The organism is Paenibacillus amylolyticus, assembly GCF_003719335.1.
Classification (GTDB): domain Bacteria; phylum Bacillota; class Bacilli; order Paenibacillales; family Paenibacillaceae; genus Paenibacillus; species Paenibacillus amylolyticus_D.
In genome coordinates this window covers 105,982-124,442 of sequence record NZ_RIAS01000012.1, presented here as the reverse complement: position 1 = coordinate 124,442, position 18,461 = coordinate 105,982, and the positions used below count along the sequence as shown (strand labels likewise).

18 protein-coding genes are annotated in these 18,461 nt (G+C 46.3%); 16 read left to right on the top strand and 2 right to left on the bottom strand.

Features of this window, described 5'->3' with window-relative positions; genetic code table 11:
- Positions 1-100 precede the first annotated feature (100 nt).
- The 4 genes from gpmA (at position 101) to EC604_RS20410 (ending at position 3,015) form a co-directional block, all read left to right on the top strand.
- Positions 101-844 (top strand): 2,3-diphosphoglycerate-dependent phosphoglycerate mutase, encoded by a 744-nt coding sequence (gene gpmA, locus EC604_RS20425; RefSeq protein WP_123065909.1) that lies wholly within the window; start codon positions 101-103, stop codon positions 842-844.
- A 331-nt stretch (positions 845-1,175) separates the two neighbouring features.
- Positions 1,176-1,358, top strand: coding sequence for a hypothetical protein (locus EC604_RS20420; RefSeq protein WP_123065908.1), 183 nt, complete (start codon positions 1,176-1,178; stop codon positions 1,356-1,358).
- A 272-nt stretch (positions 1,359-1,630) separates the two neighbouring features.
- Complete coding sequence (locus EC604_RS20415) at positions 1,631-2,539, top strand: aldo/keto reductase (RefSeq protein WP_123065983.1); 909 nt, start codon at positions 1,631-1,633, stop codon at positions 2,537-2,539.
- Positions 2,540-2,688: 149 nt separating this feature from the next.
- Positions 2,689-3,015 (top strand): thioredoxin family protein, encoded by a 327-nt coding sequence (locus EC604_RS20410; protein WP_123065907.1) that lies wholly within the window; start codon positions 2,689-2,691, stop codon positions 3,013-3,015.
- Positions 3,016-3,088: 73 nt separating this feature from the next.
- Here the strand turns inward: EC604_RS20410 and EC604_RS20405 are convergent, their stop codons facing one another.
- Positions 3,089-3,979 (bottom strand): DMT family transporter, encoded by an 891-nt coding sequence (locus tag EC604_RS20405; RefSeq protein WP_123065906.1) that lies wholly within the window; start codon positions 3,977-3,979, stop codon positions 3,089-3,091.
- A gap of 194 nt (positions 3,980-4,173) precedes the next feature.
- On the opposite strand from EC604_RS20405, the gene EC604_RS20400 reads away from it, so the two are divergent.
- Entirely contained in the window at positions 4,174-5,064 is an 891-nt protein-coding gene (locus tag EC604_RS20400; RefSeq protein WP_123065905.1) for a LysR family transcriptional regulator, read from the top strand.
- Positions 5,065-5,143: 79 nt separating this feature from the next.
- On the top strand, positions 5,144-5,326 hold the full coding sequence (locus tag EC604_RS30300; RefSeq protein ID WP_123065904.1) for a hypothetical protein: 183 nt from the start codon (positions 5,144-5,146) through the stop codon (positions 5,324-5,326).
- 371 nt (positions 5,327-5,697) lie between these two features.
- On the opposite strand, the gene EC604_RS20390 is transcribed toward EC604_RS30300, so the two are convergent.
- Positions 5,698-6,486: an undecaprenyl-diphosphate phosphatase gene (locus tag EC604_RS20390; protein WP_240037061.1), complete on the bottom strand. Its 789-nt coding sequence runs from the start codon at positions 6,484-6,486 to the stop codon at positions 5,698-5,700.
- A 243-nt stretch (positions 6,487-6,729) separates the two neighbouring features.
- Between EC604_RS20390 and EC604_RS20385 the strand changes: the two genes are divergently transcribed.
- The 10 genes from EC604_RS20385 (at position 6,730) to EC604_RS20340 (ending at position 18,156) form a co-directional block, all read left to right on the top strand.
- Entirely contained in the window at positions 6,730-7,362 is a 633-nt protein-coding gene (locus EC604_RS20385) for a TetR/AcrR family transcriptional regulator (RefSeq protein WP_123065902.1), read from the top strand.
- 145 nt (positions 7,363-7,507) lie between these two features.
- Positions 7,508-8,368, top strand: coding sequence for a transporter substrate-binding domain-containing protein (locus EC604_RS20380; protein ID WP_123065901.1), 861 nt, complete (start codon positions 7,508-7,510; stop codon positions 8,366-8,368).
- 31 nt (positions 8,369-8,399) lie between these two features.
- Positions 8,400-9,044, top strand: coding sequence for an amino acid ABC transporter permease (locus EC604_RS20375; protein WP_123065900.1), 645 nt, complete (start codon positions 8,400-8,402; stop codon positions 9,042-9,044).
- A 16-nt stretch (positions 9,045-9,060) separates the two neighbouring features.
- A complete protein-coding gene (locus EC604_RS20370) occupies positions 9,061-9,807 on the top strand; it encodes an amino acid ABC transporter ATP-binding protein (RefSeq protein WP_123065899.1) in 747 nt (248 codons plus the stop codon).
- A gap of 74 nt (positions 9,808-9,881) precedes the next feature.
- Positions 9,882-10,304 carry an OsmC family protein gene (locus EC604_RS20365; RefSeq protein ID WP_090924948.1) on the top strand — a complete coding sequence of 141 codons (423 nt, stop codon included), beginning with the start codon at positions 9,882-9,884 and terminating at the stop codon, positions 10,302-10,304.
- Positions 10,305-10,595: 291 nt separating this feature from the next.
- The gene (locus EC604_RS20360; RefSeq protein WP_123065982.1) at positions 10,596-12,386 is read left to right on the top strand and encodes a sensor histidine kinase; all 1,791 of its coding nucleotides are present in this window, start codon (positions 10,596-10,598) and stop codon (positions 12,384-12,386) included.
- Positions 12,379-13,986 (top strand): response regulator transcription factor, encoded by a 1,608-nt coding sequence (locus tag EC604_RS20355; protein WP_161556993.1) that lies wholly within the window; start codon positions 12,379-12,381, stop codon positions 13,984-13,986. The genes EC604_RS20360 and EC604_RS20355 overlap by 8 nt, the downstream gene beginning before the upstream one ends.
- A gap of 381 nt (positions 13,987-14,367) precedes the next feature.
- Positions 14,368-15,351 (top strand): ABC transporter permease, encoded by a 984-nt coding sequence (locus EC604_RS20350; RefSeq protein WP_123065897.1) that lies wholly within the window; start codon positions 14,368-14,370, stop codon positions 15,349-15,351.
- Between the two features lie 15 nt (positions 15,352-15,366).
- Positions 15,367-16,269 carry a carbohydrate ABC transporter permease gene (locus EC604_RS20345; RefSeq protein WP_090924952.1) on the top strand — a complete coding sequence of 301 codons (903 nt, stop codon included), beginning with the start codon at positions 15,367-15,369 and terminating at the stop codon, positions 16,267-16,269.
- Between the two features lie 207 nt (positions 16,270-16,476).
- Entirely contained in the window at positions 16,477-18,156 is a 1,680-nt protein-coding gene (locus tag EC604_RS20340; RefSeq protein WP_123065896.1) for an ABC transporter substrate-binding protein, read from the top strand.
- Positions 18,157-18,461 lie beyond the last annotated feature (305 nt).

Here is an 18,461-nt window from a genome sequence, read left to right as displayed (position 1 = left end):
TGCTTAGAATGAGCTATATCCACCATTAGGCAGACTGCTAAGGATGTATAAGTATGCTGGTTCTGTGGAGGATGTATCCAAGGAAGGGAGGGGTCACGTGATGTACAGAATAGTGTTGATTCGCCATGGACAGAGCATGTGGAACGTGGAAAACCGGTTTACGGGTTGGACGGACGTGGATCTGACCGAGGACGGGTACGGTGAAGCGCGTAAGGCCGGGAAAATCCTGAAAGAGCAGGGGTTTGATTTTGACTGTGCCTACGCATCGGTATTGAAACGTTCCATTCGTACACTGGATATAGCGCTGGATGAGATGGACTTGATGTGGATTCCGATTGAGAAGACGTGGAAGCTGAACGAGCGCCACTATGGTGCGCTACAAGGACTAAACAAGCAGCAAACGGCTATGAAATATGGGGAAGATCAGGTTCACGAATGGCGTCGTTCCATTAACGTTTCCCCGCCAGCTCTGGGTGAGGATGACGATAGATATGTGCAGGATCTGGACAAGTACAAGCGCCTTGGTTGCACCATCCCGCGTACAGAGAATTTAATGGATACGTCCAAGCGGGTACTGGAGTACTGGGATGCAGAGATTAAACCGATGGTTTCTTCGGGAAAAAGGGTACTGATCTCCGCGCATGGCAATACGCTCCGTTCACTTGTCATGCATCTGGACCAATTGTCCGAAGCTGACGTGATGGCGCTCAACATCCCGACAGGCATTCCGCTGGTCTATGAGTTGAACGAAGAACTGCACCCGACCGGTCATTTTTATCTGACCGCCGATGGCTCAACTTACAAGCATGAAGAGATGAGTCAGGTAGCCCGACCATCTGATTGATGACGAGTGTTTAGGTCAACAGTAGCTTAATAAAACATATGAAACCATTTGATGCCTAATAAGCTCATATTGGATTCAAAACAAAGTCCTGTATCGCTTATATAGGCTCACGTCACGGAGCATAATAACCAAGCAAAAGATGATCACCGAACCATTCTTCATTTCGGTGATCATCTTTTTTTGTAGTGCCGAATCGAAACATCAGGGTGTGCCAGTTGAGAGGAAGCATTTTATTTTTACAAGCGAGCTTGGGGATCGTTTCGTTTGCGCTAAATCGGGTAAAACTCAAACAAGAACACGATGTACATGAATCCAGAAGGAGGAGAGTTACATGTCGAAACGCAAATTGCTCATGACAGCGATTGGAGCTGGCGTGACGTATCTGATGAGGAATAAACAGGCAAGGGACAAAGTCATTAGTACCGTATCAAATATGGTGAAAAAGAACGGATCGTCTTCAGCCCGTACCGCTAGACCGCGGGTGGAGGTTAGCAATCAAGAGTGGAGAAACTAAGCAATACCTCGAATAACTTGAGTTACACAAAGGTAAACATAAAAGTAAACATAAAAGTGCTTGCATGTACTTGCTTGCTACTTGCAAACGCATATGGCGAGCAACATCAAAGAGACCTGGGACGATCGTTCCGGGTTTTTCTGATGTGATGCCTGAGCGTCACGCGGGATTGCACACTATGCGATTTTTTCCATGAAGAATGATACAATAAATACTTGCAGAACGTATGGAGAGGAGAGGCGCTTGTGGATAAAGGTCAAATGGGCACTTCTATGAAGAAAAATCGTTTGGGCACTTCGGAATTGATGGTGGGGGAGATCGGACTGGGCTGTATGTCGCTCGGAACGGAACTGAAACCTGCGGTGGAACTGATTCACGAAGCGCTGGATCTTGGGGTTAATCTGCTGGACACAGCCGATCTGTATGATGCCGGACGGAACGAAGAGATCGTGGGACAAGCGATCAAAGGGCGCCGGGATCAAGTCATTCTGGCAACCAAAGTGGGGAACCGCCGCATTCCTGGCAAAGAGGGCTGGTCATGGGACCCGTCCAAAGCTTATATTAAACAGGCTGTGCATGAAAGCCTCAAACGACTGCAGACCGATTACATTGATCTGTATCAGCTTCATGGAGGAACGCTCGATGATCCAATCGCTGAGACCATTGAAGCGTTCGAGGAGTTGAAGAAGGAAGGACTTATCCGATACTACGGCATCTCTTCCATTCGCCCTAACGTGATTCGGGAGTATGTAGAGAAATCATCCATTGTCAGCGTAATGAACCAATACAGTGTGCTTGATCGCCGTGCTGAAGAGGAAGTTTTACCTTTACTTGAGCAAAAAGAAATCAGTGTCATCGCTCGTGGTCCGGTTGCCAGCGGTGTACTGGCAGCATCGGGAACAGCGAAGGCGGATAAAGGATATTTGGATTACACGCCAGAGCAGTTGCATCACATTCGCCAAGGCCTGGCTGGACTGGTCACAGATGATCGCAGCATGGCGCAGACGGCAATACGTTATGCACTTGCGCATCCTGCCGTTGCTGCTGTCGTTCCCGGAGCCAGCTCCAGAACACAATTGCTGCATAACATTGCTGCTGCTTCATCGGCTTCGCTCACCACTGCGGAGATTCAGGCCATACGGGAACAGAGCCCTGCCAACCGTTACACGCAGCATCGCTAATGGGTGGGTTGCCTGTTTTCAAATGTAACTATTTAAGGTACAATAAAAACAGGTAGAAGCAGTACAAGATAAGAAGCCTGAACAATGAACTGAATCATTTCTACACAAAGAACAACCATTAACTAGAACGACATAAGGAGAGAATAGATATGGAAAGAATTCAAAGTGAACAGCAATACCGCGACCTGATTAACTCCGACGGCATGACGGTCATTAAATTTGATACAACTTGGTGCCCGGACTGCAAAAACCTGGATCGGTTCATCGGTGACGTGATTGATCAGCATACAGACAAAACGTTTTATGCGCTGGATGCAGAAGAGTTCCAGCCTTTTGCTGAAGAGAACGGTGTACGTGGCATTCCAAGCCTGCTGGTGTTCCAGAACGGCAAAAAGCTTGCACATCTTCACAGCAAATGGGCAAAAACCCCTGCACAAATCTCGGAGTACCTGGAGACCCTTGAATCCAAAGTGTAAACTGATGCTTAGCAAAACCCCTGCCTGTCTTATGACAAAGCAGGGGTTTTTGATTGTGATCGCTTCGTTGGCGTTACAGTTGAACAAGTTTACTTCTTTTTGACTTGAGGTTTACAAGCAAAATGCTTGCAATAATCATGACCAGTCCAGCAATCAGATTGATGGTGATGGATTCTCCTAGAAATAACACACTACACAGCAGTGCAATCAGTGGAATCAGAAAGGTGAAGGAGCCTACTTTGCTGGCTTCCCCGGAACTGACTAGTTTGAAGAAGGCCAGCCAGCCGAGAGCAATGACAAATACGGAGATGAACAGCATATCGATCACAAAAGGTAGAACCCATTGTACCTCATTCCAGTTCTCTGTGGCGGTTCCCGCTAAAGTTAGGATTATACCGCCAATGATAATTGGAATGGCTGTCATCCAGATTCCGTCCACCTTGGCTGAAGTTTTTTTCATATAGATCGTGCCTGCTGCCCAACTGATGGCGCTGAACAATCCCAGCATGACACCTTCAGGGGACACTTTGCCAGTCATGCCACCGATGCTGATCGTTGCTACGCCTGCAAAGCCGAGCGCGAGTCCGATTATTTTCATGGTATACATCGTCTCACCAAGCCACAGCCATGCTCCAATACCAAGCAGGACAGGCTGCAGAAACACGATGGAAGAAAACAATCCTGCAGGCACTTCGGTCAGACCGACCGTCTGGAAACCGTAAAAGAAAATGATGTTAAGTGCGGCAGAGATGGCGTAAATATACCATGTTTTCCGAAATTGAAGTGTTTTGTACCGCGGAAATGCATAAAAACCAAGAACCAGTCCGGCAATTAGCAGCCGCATGCCTGCGAACAGAAGGGGCGGTGTATAGTTTAATGCGTATTTGGTCAGCGGCCAGTTGATCCCCCACATGAGAACCAGAAAGGCCAAGATCCAGCCTGCTTTTGAACGTGATAAAGCCATAGATTATCTCTCCTTCAAGTTATATGGAAAAGTCTGTTGAACCGCAAAGTACAGCTTTTCATCTGTATCAACCCATTCGAATGTTCTTTGGCTATTGTATTTGCCAGTCGTTGATCGTCCGTGTTCACCATGATACAATAACAAACATAATAATTGAAATGCATGTTATTTATGAGGAGCATACCAGAACTGTTATGAACAATTCACAATTGCAGTTATTTATTAAAATAGCCGAGACGAGAAGTTTCACACGAGCTGGCCAAGAGATGAATATGACGCAGCCTGCGGTGAGCCGTGCCATCTCCGCACTGGAGAATGAACTGGATGTTTCGCTCATCATTCGAGACCGACGTAACGGTATTATACTGACGGATGTAGGGCAACGAATATTAGTCATTTTCCGCAGGATTTTACAGCAATATGATAAGGTACAACAAGTCGTTGCTGCGGAGAAAGGGCTGGAGATTGGAACCATTCGCATCGGTTCTTTTCCGATGTCCTCGGCTCATCTACTGCCTCAAATTATCCGATCTATCCGTGATCGTTATCCGCAGATCGAATTCGAGCTGCACGAAGGCAATATTGTGGAGATTCAGCAGTGGCTGAATTCGCGTGTAATTGATGTTGCTTTAATGATTGCAACGGAGCAGGAGGCGGCAGAACTAAACTATGAAACGATGCCGCTGTACAACGAAGAGATGCTTGCGGTATTTCGTGAGGACGAGACGTTTGTTGATCAGGACATACTGGATGTGAAACGGCTAAGCGGGCAGTCAATGATTATTTGTAACGGTGGTTATGAGATGCCTATTGTAGATCTGTTTGCCCGTGCGGAAGCAGAGCTTAGCATCGGCTTTATTGTTCATAATGTCAATACGTGCCTAAACATGATCGAACAAGGATTGGGAACAGCCATATTACCTGCCATTTCGCTATCCTGGCTTCCACCTGGTGTCAGAGCTCTGCCAACGGAGCCAAAAGCCTATCGTCCAGTTCAGCTTGCTGTACCTTCCTTTACGGAGGCTTCTCCAGCTTCGCGCTTATTTGTGGAAACGGCATTGCAATTGTTTGGACAGCAGCAGTAAAAATCTTGTTTAGAATTTGTTCAGTATCGTTCGTTATACTTAATAGAACAAACTGAATATTGGAGTGAACAAGAGCCGCATGAGCAGAGAGATTATAGATGAGATGCACCAACTAAGCCACAATGACGACCGTCGATATCACTTGTTGATGATGGGTGTTAAACAAATGTTACATGAACAGAAGCTGAATAGATATCGATGGCTAGGGAGACTCAAGGAGCGAAGAAGACAAAGAAGCATTCAGGCCGATCGATGGGAGTAACGATCTAACTTCCTGAACATGCCATAGAAATATGATGGTACATGTACATATAAGTAATGGCAAAATGGCGGCCCTACTTCCGTGAGGAAGACAGGGCCGCCATTTCCAATTAAATCAACGGATCTGTTTGATGGTTGATAAGAATTGAACGGTGTTTACACAGAAACGGAGAGGACAGAAAAAACCTGAAAAGCGAAGCGGCCGCCTGAAAGCTTTCTGAAAGAAAGCTACATCGGAAGCATACGCTTATCACCGGATTTTCCCCTTGGGAAAAGGGAATCAAAAAATCTGGGGATAACAGCGGTTGGAAGGTTATTCTGTCATCGGAGTGAGAGGTGTAAACTGAACTCAGTTTGTTCAATGGATATCCATTACATCATCAAGATCACAAAGAATACAGCTGCCAGTACAAAGCGGTACACAGCGAAGACAGTCAGGCTCAATCTTTTCAAAATAGACAGGAATGTCTTAATCGCCAGCATGGCAACGATGAACGCAGCGATAAATCCGATCGCAAAGATGAGAAAATCATCGCTGTTCAGATGATCGATGCTCTTGTACATATCATATCCCGTGGCACCAATCATAATTGGAACGGACACAAGGAAGGTGAACTCTGCCGCAGCCACCCGGCTGATTCCGGCAAACAAGCCGCCCGAGATCGTAGAGCCGGAACGGGAGAAGCCTGGCCACAACGCCAAAATCTGAAACATACCCACAGCAAAAGCTTGTTTGTAGGTAATATCGTCAACGTCATGTGTGGTAATCCGTGAGCTCTTATGGCTCCAGCGTTCAGCTACGATCATCAATATACCACCGATAACAAGGCTGTACAGTACGGTTTGCGGACCAAACAAGTGAGCCTTGATCCAGTCCCGGAACACAAGTCCGATGACAACAGCAGGAACCATCGCCAGAATGATATGTCCCAGATTGAGGCGGCGGGAATACGGCCGTTTGCCCCCAGTGAAGCGAAACATATCAATGAATTTGTTCCAGTACAGTACAACAACAGCCAGTACAGCACCAAGCTGGACAACCACCTCAAACGTTTTGACTGACTCGTTGTCCTCTGATAGACCCAGCAGGTGAGCTGTCAGAATCATGTGTCCGGTAGAGGACACGGGCAAAAACTCAGTCAAACCTTCGATGATGCCCATAATAATGGATGATATAAAGTCCAATTCTCTTCCTCCTTGAAATGCAGATGACAGCCATAAGGCTTGTCCTGCTATAACGATGTCTGTCCTTTCGAACAAGACTATTCTCTATTATGCTCAGAATTGCCTCTCACTTCAACTCTATGCTTGTAACCCGTTGTTTAAAACTATATTGACAAAAACCTAGTTATCCCATAGGATATACATTAACTGACTGACTGATCAATCGGGAGGGTAAAAAGCATGGCCAAAGTTAACGGTTTGGGACCCGGAGAAGAACGAAGGGACCAAATTATTCGTATAGCGATGGAACGATTCGCAACTCAAGGGTATCATCAGACGAAAATCTCTGATATTGTTCGCGAAGCTGGAGTCGCTCAAGGCACCTTTTACTGGCACTTCAAGAGCAAGGAAGCCATTGCTTCCGAGATTTTGTTAACGGGCAGAGAACAACTACTTGAAGCAATCGGGCAAGGGTATCGAAAGGATGCCGGTTCGGTTGAAGATATGGTGAAGGCCTCAGAGAAGCTGTTTACAAACTTGTTCACCTTTGCTGCGCAGAATCGATATTTCATGGAGTTGTTGCTTAAGGGGATCGTGACCGAGGAATCCGTCCAGAGGCTAGTTGGAGAGACCCGTAATGCGGTGGAGACAGCGTTCCGCCACAATATGGAGCGAGCTATCGAGCTGGGGATGTTGCCGGCAGACATGAATGTACCCCTGCGTGCGGCACTGCTTGTAAGCATGATCGAGGGCATGATCTCGCGATGGTTGTTTGGCTCAGAGGAGCTGCACAGCCGTTTCGCGGAGATGAGCGCTGCTGCGTTGGCAGCTGAAGCGGCGAGTTTTGAGTTTTACGGACTGCTCGGCACATAATGTAGGCAAGGCCTGGGGCTTTATTTTTCAGGCAAAAGAGACAGGAAGGATTCACAGTTATACACTTCTTCACATGATTAAGCCAGCCACAGGGAATAATGGAATCACCAAGAGAACATAAGATGAATGAGAGGAAGTTAACGTCATGAATAACACATATGGAACTAAAATCCGCAAAGGGTGGTCTATCACCGCGATTCTGCTCATGGTTGTGCTCGTACTGAGTGCGTGCGGCAGCAAACCAGCGGCGGAGAATGGCAACACAAATAATGCAGCACAGTCTGGTGGCAACGAACTGGAACAGATCAAATCAGCAGGTGTCATTAAGGTCGGCATGATGGGTACGTATCGTCCATACAACTTCCTGAACGACAAGAAAGAAATGGACGGATTTGATGCGGATATCGCACGTGAAGTGGCGAAGCGTCTCGGCGTTAAGGTTGAATTTGTATCCCAGGAGTTCTCCGGTCTGACACCAAGTCTGCAAGCGAAAAAGCTGGATGCGATTATCAGCCAAATGACGATTACGGACGATCGTAAAAAAGTGCTGGATTTCAGTGATCCGTACATCACAAACCAAGTCAAAATCATTGTCAAAGAAGACAACAACGATATTACGAAACTGGAAGATTTCAAAGGCAAAACGATCGGTGTAGGTTTGGGCACAAACGATGAAACGTACCTGCGCAACGAAGTGTTGCCCAAAGTCGGAGATTTTACAATCAAAACGTATGATGATGTTATCTCATCTCTGAAAGACCTGAACGCGGGACGGATCGATGCAACGATCAACAACCTGTATGCTTTGAAGCCCATCGTAGATGCGAATGGATTCAAAATTAAAGCTGTTGGCGAAGCAATCAAGAGTGACCAGGCAGGTATCGCGGTGCGTAAGGACAACCCTGAACTTGTAGCGGCACTGAACGATGCACTGAAAGGCATGAAGGATGACGGCACGTACAATACAATCTTCAAAAAATGGTTTGGTGAAGAGCCTGCGCAATAATGAACCGGCAAGGCGAAGGGAAGTTTGATCCATGGAACTGATATTCGAAAATATCCCCTTCTTTCTGAAGGGGGCTTATTATACGCTGTATGTTACGGTGATCTCCATGTTTTTTGCCTTTATCATCGGGGTGCTTGTAGCTATTGCTAGGCTTAAAGGACCGATGTGGCTAAGGCTGATCGCCAGATTTTATGTATCTATCATGCGGGGAACCCCGCTGCTGGTGCAATTATTCGTTATCTATTACGGGCTTGTAGATTATGGCGTAACCCTCGGGTCGCTAACGGCCGCTTGTCTTGGTCTCAGTCTGAACGCAGGAGCGTTCCTGTCGGAAACGTTCCGCGGTGCGATTCAAGCTGTACCCAAAGGGCAAACGGAAGCGGCATACGCTACGGGTATGACTCCGGCTCAGGCGATGAGACGGATCATTTTCCCGCAGGCTGTTCGCATTGCCATTCCACCGATGGGGAATACCTTTATTGGCATGCTCAAGGAAACATCGCTAGTTGCTGCTATTGGCGTTACCGAACTGTTGCGTTCTGCACAGCTTTTGGTTTCGCAGTATGCGCTCAATATGCCATTTTATCTGGCAATCGGCGTGATCTACTGGATCATGAGCATCGGCTTCTCGGCCATTCTGGAACAAGTGGAGCGCCGGCTGGCCCGGGCTTACTAAAGGGGGAGAGAACCGGGTGATTACTACAACTGGACTAACCAAACGTTTTCAAAATCATGAAGTGCTCACCAATATCGACATGCATGTGGATGCCAAAGATATAGTTGTCTTGCTGGGTCCCAGTGGCTCAGGCAAAAGTACACTGCTGCGCTGTCTTAATGGACTCGAACAGTTGTCCGGCGGACAGATCGAAGTAAACGGCATTGTGGTAAACAGCGCAGATCCGCTACGCGTTCAGCGTGCCCGGGTGCTGGAGATTCGTCGCCAGACCGGCATGGTATTCCAGCAGTTTAACCTGTATCCGCACAAGACCGTGCTTGGTAATGTCATGGAAGGTCTTGTGACGGTGAAAAAAATAAAACGGGACGAAGCCGCCGAGCGCGGACGGCTTTTGCTGGATAGTGTAGGTCTGTCGGATAAGCAGGATGCGTATCCTTCCCGTTTATCCGGTGGACAACAGCAACGCGTAGCCATTGCACGGGCACTGGCGATGGAACCGGAAGTGATGCTGTTTGACGAGCCGACCTCAGCCCTTGACCCCGAACTGGTTGGAGAGGTGCTGTCGGTGATGAAAGAGCTGGCGCAGGAAGGCATGACGATGCTGGTCGTGACACACGAGCTGAAATTCGCCCGGAACGTGGCGAACAAAATTGTCTTTATGGCGGACGGTTCTATTGTAGAGACGGCAAGCCCGGAGGCCTTTTTCGAACATCCGGCGCAAGAGCGTACACGCCAGTTCCTGCGGCAGATTACCGAGTTTTAAATTGCCCGGTGATGGGAAGGTTATTCTGTCATCGGAGCGTGTGTGTAAAACTATATAGAAAGAAGGAAAACATCATGAATGTAACAACAGTATGGAAGGGAAAACGCGCGTTTACCTCCGAAGGACCCTCAGGGTATGCTGTAGGCATGGATGCCACAGCGGCATATGGCGGTGACAGCCAAGGCGCTACGCCGATGGAATTGTTGCTCGCTGGCCTTGGCGGTTGCATGGGAATCGATATTACGATGATTCTGGATGCTTTTCTGGACAAGATCGATTCGATTGAGATTGAAGCACAAGGCACACGGAGCGAGGATATGCCCAAAGGTTTTACGTCCATTGACTTGATCTTCAAAGTGGACGGGGACATCCCGGATTACCGGATCTGGAAAGCCATCCAAATGGCTGAAGAGAAATACTGCGCCGTTTCCGCATCACTGAGCGCAGATATTCATCCGAAGTTGATTCTCAACGGCGTAAGCACACCACGTCCATAAAAAGCTTTAATATAACTTAAAGTTTAAGAACAATATCAGATAAAAATGTTAAATCTAACGTTAGATTTAATGAAGAGACACTTCCAATCATGGAAGTGTCTTTTTAGCGTAGACCATGTTTTATTAAATCCCATCCATGGTTCTAATCAATAGGAACTCAATCCATATCTCCACTTTAATGTCAAATCGAACGCTGCATTTATGTGGTATGATGGATGCGCAGGTGAGAATGATCTGCATCGGATGATCGCAAGTTGTAAGCGCTTATACAAGATGACGGAAGGTGCGGATATGTTAAAACGGCTGATTCGTATTACAAATGATCTCAAATTAAAGCATAAATTGCTCATTTCCTACGTGCTTGTTGTCATGGTTCCCGTCCTGATTATCGGTCTCGCAGTGACCGGTTATTTTCGTCAGCAAGCGCTGGATAATGCCATTGGGCAAACGATCATCAATGTGGATAAAATTAAAAGCCAGACGGCAACGATGCTTCGCGTGCCTACAGACATATCCAACTTGCTCATGTTTAACACCGATCTCAAGGAGATCGTGAATCGACAGTACAAGAGTGTGGTGGAACTGACCTCGGCTTACCTCGCGTATAAAGATTTTCAGGAATATCGAAGGCTTTATCGGGAAATTGCAGGGATACGTTTTTACTCGACGAACCCGACATTGATCAACAATCTTGAATTTATTCCGGTCAATGAACGAACCAAGCAGAGTTACTGGTATAAAGAAGCGCTGAAAACAACGAGCATTGGCTGGTTTTATATCCCTGGCAACGAAGACAATCCGGTTCACCGGCTCAGTCTGGTGCGTAAAGTTCCTTTTGCCGAATATAAGACCGAAGGTGTGCTCATGATCGTAATCAATCAGGAAGAACTTAACGGTTTGCTGCGTCAGGAACAGTTCGAGACACTGATTACGGATGAGCAGGGTTACGTTGTTGCAGCCAAAAATACCGACCTGGTCGGGAAAACGCTGGATGAGCTTGATTTTGGTGTAGACCTCCAGAGTCAACCTAAGGGCACCATTGAAGCTGATTTTCAGGGGGAACCCTCGAATATTGTCATTGATGAACTGGGGCCGGGATCAAGCTTTAACAAGCTAAAGGTTATCTCGGTGTTTGCGACCAAAAATATCGTGAAAGATGCCAACCAGATTAGCCAGATCGGCATGATTTTTATTACTATGGTGCTGGTGATTGCGCTGCTGCTGGTGTACATTATTTCGTTTCTCACCTCGAACCGGCTACTGCGCCTCAGTAAACATCTGAACAAGCTGGCTCTTGGAGATTTGAACGTCACTTCGCGCATTGACGGGAACGATGAGATTGGACAATTATCACGTCAGTTCAACTACATGGTGAAAAGCATCAACGAACTGATGACCCAGGTGGTCGAGACAACGGAGCAGAACAACCAATTGGAAATCGCCCAAAAAGAGATTAAACTGAAAATGATGGCCAGCCAGATTAATCCTCATTTTTTGTTTAACGCGCTTGAATCCATTCGCATGAAGGCTCATATCAAGGGAGAAGCGGAGATTGCGAATATTGTCAGGTTGCTTGGCAAGCTGATGCGGAAAAGCCTGGAGATTGGCAGCGGCAAAACAACGTTTCGGGCAGAACTGGAAATGGTGCGTTCCTATCTGGAGATTCAGAAGTTTCGGTACGGGGATAGATTAGCCTTTGAGATTCATCTGGACCCTGAGGTGGAGAGGATGTATATCCCGCCTTTGATTATTCAGCCGATTGTGGAAAACGCCATTGTGCATGGACTGGAAAACAAAGAAGGAACCGTGCGGGTGCATATTCTGATTTGTATGGTAGAACGCATGGTCAGGGTACAAGTGAAAGATGATGGAGCGGGCATCACGCCGGAACGACTTGCAGAAGTGATGCAGTTTGTCAGCGGTCCTGAAGAAGAGGAGAAGAGCCGGATTGGCATGCGCAATGTGCATCAGCGTTTGACGTTGACGTACGGGGAAAATGCCGGATTACAGATTAACAGTGTGTACGGGGAAGGAACAGAGGTTTCTTTCACCTTGCCAGCAGGAGGGAACCAGCATGTATAAAGTATTGTTGGTAGACGATGAACCAAGCATTCGCGAGGGATTGACCACGATTATCGATTGGGAAAAATACAGCTTCCAGGTCATGGCTACAGCCGGAAGCGGGCGCGAGGCCATCGCCTGTTTCAACGAAATCAAGCCGGACCTGACCATTATTGATATACGGATGCCAGGCATGACTGGCCTGGAAGTCATCGAAGAGATCCGCCAGCATGAACCTGACGCACATTTTCTGATTTTGAGCGGTTATGCTGACTTTGATTATGCCAAGAAAGCAATTAGTTTCGGCGTGGATGGTTATCTGCTGAAGCCGGTTGACGAAGAAGAGATCATCGCTGAACTAGAGCGAATTGCGGGACAGCTTCATCAGGAACAGGAAACGCAGGCTCGCTACGCCGGAGAAGATACGGCATACAGAGAACATCAGATCGAGGCACTGTTATATGACTCTTTACAAGGTAAGGGGAGCAAGGAAGAGGACGGCCTTGGACTTCATTGGCCACAGTATCAAGTGATTTTGCTGGAAATTCATGCAACGCTGGATCTGCAGCGGGGGAATGAAATGAAACGCAAACTGATTGAAGCATTCGATCAGAAGAATAGAGGTATCGTATTTTCATATCATTCCGGCTTGGGGTTACTGATCAAAGAAGCGGTTACACAGAATACCTCTTCACAGAATCTCTATGATGAACTGCAAACATTACTCGAAGAATGGAATGTTCACATGTACGCTTCCGCTGGAGAACCGGTACAGTCTACTGCGGAGATTGCCAGATCATACACACAGGCAAGCAGCCTTATGGCAGAACGGTTCCTGTTCACAGAGCAACGGATCAAACGCTGGGATGAAGGGAGGCTTTCTCCTTCAAGTGCGGAGAGTAACGGTATGGGAGTCGAAGCAGACGGCGTTCAAGAGCCTGATGAAGTTGAACTGGCGGACAAGCTGTATTATGCCTTGGATATTCGCAGCAGTGAATCTGTTATGCGTGTGCTTGGAGAGATGGAGGAGCGCCTGATTCCCTATCATTGGACGGAGCAGGCAATCAAAACGGCATTCTCTCAAGTGTTCTCGCTCGCTTTCAACAAACTTGCTGCAGCGAATCAGCACATGCAATCCATTATGCAGGATCATTCCGTGCTGATTAATGAAGTCTATCATCAGTTCACGATGGCTGATCTGAAAGCGATGGCGGCGGAGCATTTGAATCGTCTGATTCATCGCATGGGTGGTGGCAGTACGGATACGGTGATGAAACAGATGATTGATTTTATTCAGCGTAATCCGGGGGAGAATCTGAAGCTGGAGGTTCTGGCCGAAGTGTTTAATTATAACAGCAGTTATTTGGGGAAATTGTTCAAGAATCACACGGGCGAATCTTTTAACGCCTTTCTGGATAAAGTTCGGATTGAGAAAGCAAAAGTATTGCTTGATGAAGGGTTAAAGGTTCATCAGGTGGCTTCAAGAGTGGGATATGCCAATGTGGACTATTTTCACGGTAAATTCAAGAAATACGTCGGCGAATCCCCTTCGGCATATAAACAATCCAGATCGCAATCTCACACGAGAGTAACGAATCACCATGACAATGAAGATGAATAACCCGCGATGGTACGGGAGCAAATTATAGATAGTCCATGTAATTCCCCGTATAAGCAAAGGTTTGTCCATGCTGTACACTGTAGACTGCACGAATCAAGACACTCAAGAGACCTATCCAGGTCTCTTTTTTTGATGTGTAACATGCGAAGTAAACGATTTCTAAAAAACGTTTTCGGATTTTAGTTAAAAAAGTTATTTTTTACTTCATATAGATTTTGTAACACTAATAAGTATTTAATATCTCTAATTTTAACGGATAAATGTCTTATTTTAGAGGGGGATATCTAATTTTTATATGATTTTCTCTAAAATCCAGATGGTATTTTGAAAACGCTCTATCGATTATGATTATTTTATAAAAACAGAGGAGGGGGAACGGAGATGGAAACGCTAACAAAAAAATCCGCTTCCGCGAAAAGAAACAGTGACCCCAAACCGCCATTGAAGCCAAGGCGGAACGGAGTTTGGGACAGAATGAAACAACAGAAATATCTTTATCTCATGTCATTGCCATTCGTTGCCTGGGTTTTTGTATTCAACTATCTTCCGCTGTGGGGATGGACGATGGCTTTTCAAAACTATAAACCGGCCAGGTCGTTCGGTGAACAGGACTGGGTTGGTTTTAAACACTTTGTAGAATTGTTCAGTGATGACAGGTTCTATCTGGTGCTTCGAAATACACTCGCGATGAGCTTGATGGGACTGGTTGTCGGTTTTATCGTGCCGATTTTCTTCGCGATCCTCCTGAATGAGATGAAAGGTATGTTTTTCAAGCGGGCTGTGCAGACCGTATCGTACCTGCCTCACTTTGTATCCTGGGTTGTTGTCGCGGGGATTATTACCAAGATGCTGTCCACGGATGGTGGCATTATTAATGACCTGCTCATCGGTCTCAATATTATTGATCAGCCTATTCAGTTTATGGCCAAAGGGAATCTGTTCTGGTACATTGTAACCGCTTCAGATATGTGGAAGGAAACGGGCTGGAATGCGATTATCTATCTGGCGGCCATTACAGGTATCGACCAAGAATTGTATGAAGCATCCCGTGTAGACGGTGCAAACCGTTTTAGACAGATGTGGCATATTACACTGCCAGGTATCCGGACGACGATCTCCGTATTGTTCATCATGTCGATCGGACATCTGATCAGTATCGGGTTTGAGAAACAATTTTTGCTACAGAACAGTCTGGTGTTGGATTACTCGGAAGTCCTCGACCTCTACGCACTCAATTACGGTTTGAATATGGGTCGATTCTCGTACGGTACAGCGATAGGTATCTTCAACTCTGTTGTCAGTATCATCCTTCTGTTTACGGCTAACGGGTTGTTCAAAAAATTCACCAAAGAAAGCATCATGTAGGGAGGGGGAGACATTATGGCGAACAAAACATTCAATGCCACACGGGGCGATAAAGTGTTCGATATATTCAATATCCTCGCGATGACCATGGTGCTGATTGTAACACTCTATCCATTCCTTAACGTACTGGCGATCTCACTGAACAACTCAGCAGATACGGTACGCGGCGGAATTTACTTATGGCCTCGTGAATTTACATTACAGAACTATCAGACGATCTTCCAGTATGAAGGTTTGCTCCAAGGCTTGAAAATCTCCATTATGCGTACGCTCGTAGGTACACTGCTCGGTCTGATCAGTTCTTCCATGATTGCCTTTACGCTCAGTAGACCTGACTTCGGTCTTCGGAAATTTGTATCCACAACACTGGCGCTTACGATGTATTTCTCGGGTGGTTTGATTCCGGTATACATCCTGATGCGTGACCTGAACCTGATCGGTACATTCTGGGTATACGTATTGCCTGGTATGATCAGTGCCTGGAACGTATTTATCATCCGTTCATTCATTGACGGTCTGCCCTATGCTTTGCAGGAATCAGCGAAGCTGGACGGTGCGAATGATTTCAAAATCTATTACCGGATCATTCTGCCGCTGTGTAAGCCGGTACTCGCAACGATTGCTTTGTTCCTGGCAGTAGGTCAGTGGAATGCTTGGTTCGATACGTATCTGTATAACGGCTCGAAAGCACATCTGACGACGTTGCAATATGAGTTGATGAAAGTATTGCAAAGTACACAACAAGGTTCGGGAGCCGGACGGAATGCGAATGATATGGCACAGCAAATGACGCAAATCTCTCCAGAGTCGATCAAAATGGCGATTACGATCGTCGTTACCGTTCCAATTCTGATTGTGTATCCATTCCTGCAAAAGTATTTTGTTGGCGGGATGACGCTTGGTGCAGTAAAAGCATAGACCGTGGTACAGATGTAAAGACTGGCCTAATAATGGATTGTAAACCTATAATAGAGTACTTATATAGAGAAGCTCAGGGTATCCCGACTGCTGCCATACGCTATAATTTTTAAGTTGTTGCGGCAGCGCAGGGATATTCATGAAGCTAAGAGAGGAACAGAACAGTTCCGTATAAGACAGACGTATGAAATAGGGAGGAATACCATTATGTCCAGTTTCAAAATGAAGGTCGCACTGGCGCCTGTTCTGGCTTTACTTTTGCTTACAGCCTGTGATGGAGGCGTTGACGGTAAAACGTCACTTACGAATACAAGCGGAGCGCCATCTCCACTTACGTTCGATTTTTTCAGTGTTGATCCGAGTCCGAACTGGAATGGCATGAAGGATGAAGTGGGCAAGGTCATTACAGCCAAAACAGGCATCACCCTGAACGGTGAATTTGCCGTTAGCGGGGGACAAGACAGAATATCCCTGATGGCAGCAAGTCGAGACTATCCAGATATCGTTTCTCCCAAAGGAGAACTCAGCAAGCTGGTTGATGCTGGAGCGATGCTCGACCTGACAGACCTGATTGAACAACACGCTCCCAACCTAAAGAAGCTATATGGTAATTCCATGAATCGGTTGAAATACAGCAACGAGGATCAGTCTATTTATGTATTGCCAACGTATTATGCGGTGGACCAGAAGTATTTTGATGCCGGCGGGGGATTCGGTATTCAGCATCGTGTGCTCAAAGAGCTGGGATACCCCAAGGTTCGTACACTTCAGGATTATGAAAATATATTGCGAGCTTACAGCGAGAAACACCCCATGACGGATGGTCAGCCGACCATTCCGTTAACGCTGGATGCTGACAACTGGAGAATCATGATCACCGTTACGAATCCTGCGTTTCTGGCAACAGGCGCGCCGGATGACGGCGAATACTACATTGACCCGGTCACCTATGAAGCGAAGCTGCATTATAAACGCCCAGAGGAAAAGGAGTACTTCCGCTGGTTGAACCATATGTACAACGAAGGTTTGCTCGATCAGGAAAGCTTTGTACAAAAATCAGATCAGTATAAATCCAAGATAGCGAGTGGACGCGTACTGGGTCTCATTGATCAGGATTGGGGATATGCCGACGCTGAGGACGCATTAAAATCAGCGGGTAAAGCGGAAGCAACCTATTCTCATTTTCCGGTGACGTTGTCCGAAGACATGAAAGATCATTCTTTTCAGGATACAGGATTTGTATCGGGCTGGGGGATAGGCATAACGACTTCAAACCCTGATCCGGTGCGTACCATCCAGTTTTTTGATTATTTGGCTTCCGAAGAAGGCCAGATCTTGATGAACTGGGGCATCCAAGGCCAGCATTACGAGATCAAGGATGGCACACGTGTAATTCCTGCAGCAGTTCAGGAGCAAAAAACAAACCATGCTTCTGCCTTCCAGAGAGAGTCTGGCATTGGACTTTATAAAAATATGTCTGGACGATACGGGGATGGTGTAAAAGACTCGACGAATAATTACTATACGACGAATTTCCCTGAACAGATTCAGGCTTCATATACCCAAGCGGAGAAAGAAACCCTACAGGCATATGGGGCATCCACTTGGAAGGACCTGTTTCCAAATGAAGAGGAATTCGCGGTGAAACCTTGGGGAGCAGCTTATAACATGCCTACACCCGGGGACTCGGATTATAATGTCATTTTCCAGAAAACACAGGATATTATTCGCAAACGGATTCCCGAAGCTGTCCTAAGTTCGCCAGATCAATTTGATGCCATTTATGATGGCTTGATCGCTGAGCTGAACCAGGCGGGAGCAGAAAAAATGGAAAAACAATATACCGTTTTAATTCAAAATCGCGTTCGTTTGTGGAACGCTGATTAGTGTTGAAGTAGTACAGACTTGTCCACTTCAAAAATGAAATCAAACCTGAACTATCGGGTTTGTTTTATACAGAAAACGTTTTAGCGAAACCGTTTTATATTTTTATAATTAGCTATTGACAAGGTATTTTTTAGATATTATGATTCAACTGTGAAAGCACTTACAAAAACTTGTACGCTGCTTGATAGACTTAAACGTTAGTACCAAATTGAGTAAACATGTGAGTCATCAAAGCTTGGTTAGGTCAGTTCTATATCCCTTATTGACTGGAAAATAAGTAAGCGCTTTTAATGTCACTGAATCTG

Excerpts from the sequence above, each read along its gene's own strand:
- EC604_RS20390 (WP_240037061.1), bottom strand. The coding sequence starts at position 6,486 with ATGGGCATCATCGAAGGTTTGACTGAGTTTTTGCCCGTGTCCTCTACC.
- EC604_RS20375 (WP_123065900.1), top strand. The coding sequence starts at position 8,400 with ATGGAACTGATATTCGAAAATATCCCCTTCTTTCTGAAGGGGGCTTAT.
- EC604_RS20365 (WP_090924948.1), top strand. The coding sequence starts at position 9,882 with ATGAATGTAACAACAGTATGGAAGGGAAAACGCGCGTTTACCTCCGAA.
- EC604_RS20410 (WP_123065907.1), top strand. The coding sequence starts at position 2,689 with ATGGAAAGAATTCAAAGTGAACAGCAATACCGCGACCTGATTAACTCC.
- EC604_RS20405 (WP_123065906.1), bottom strand. The coding sequence starts at position 3,979 with ATGGCTTTATCACGTTCAAAAGCAGGCTGGATCTTGGCCTTTCTGGTT.
- EC604_RS20355 (WP_161556993.1), top strand. The coding sequence starts at position 12,379 with ATGTATAAAGTATTGTTGGTAGACGATGAACCAAGCATTCGCGAGGGA.
- gpmA (WP_123065909.1), top strand. The coding sequence starts at position 101 with ATGTACAGAATAGTGTTGATTCGCCATGGACAGAGCATGTGGAACGTG.
- EC604_RS20380 (WP_123065901.1), top strand. The coding sequence starts at position 7,508 with ATGAATAACACATATGGAACTAAAATCCGCAAAGGGTGGTCTATCACC.
- EC604_RS20350 (WP_123065897.1), top strand. The coding sequence starts at position 14,368 with ATGGAAACGCTAACAAAAAAATCCGCTTCCGCGAAAAGAAACAGTGAC.
- EC604_RS20420 (WP_123065908.1), top strand. The coding sequence starts at position 1,176 with ATGTCGAAACGCAAATTGCTCATGACAGCGATTGGAGCTGGCGTGACG.
- EC604_RS20340 (WP_123065896.1), top strand. The coding sequence starts at position 16,477 with ATGTCCAGTTTCAAAATGAAGGTCGCACTGGCGCCTGTTCTGGCTTTA.
- EC604_RS20345 (WP_090924952.1), top strand. The coding sequence starts at position 15,367 with ATGGCGAACAAAACATTCAATGCCACACGGGGCGATAAAGTGTTCGAT.
- EC604_RS20415 (WP_123065983.1), top strand. The coding sequence starts at position 1,631 with ATGAAGAAAAATCGTTTGGGCACTTCGGAATTGATGGTGGGGGAGATC.
- EC604_RS20360 (WP_123065982.1), top strand. The coding sequence starts at position 10,596 with ATGTTAAAACGGCTGATTCGTATTACAAATGATCTCAAATTAAAGCAT.
- EC604_RS20385 (WP_123065902.1), top strand. The coding sequence starts at position 6,730 with ATGGCCAAAGTTAACGGTTTGGGACCCGGAGAAGAACGAAGGGACCAA.
- EC604_RS20400 (WP_123065905.1), top strand. The coding sequence starts at position 4,174 with ATGAACAATTCACAATTGCAGTTATTTATTAAAATAGCCGAGACGAGA.
- EC604_RS30300 (WP_123065904.1), top strand. The coding sequence starts at position 5,144 with ATGAGCAGAGAGATTATAGATGAGATGCACCAACTAAGCCACAATGAC.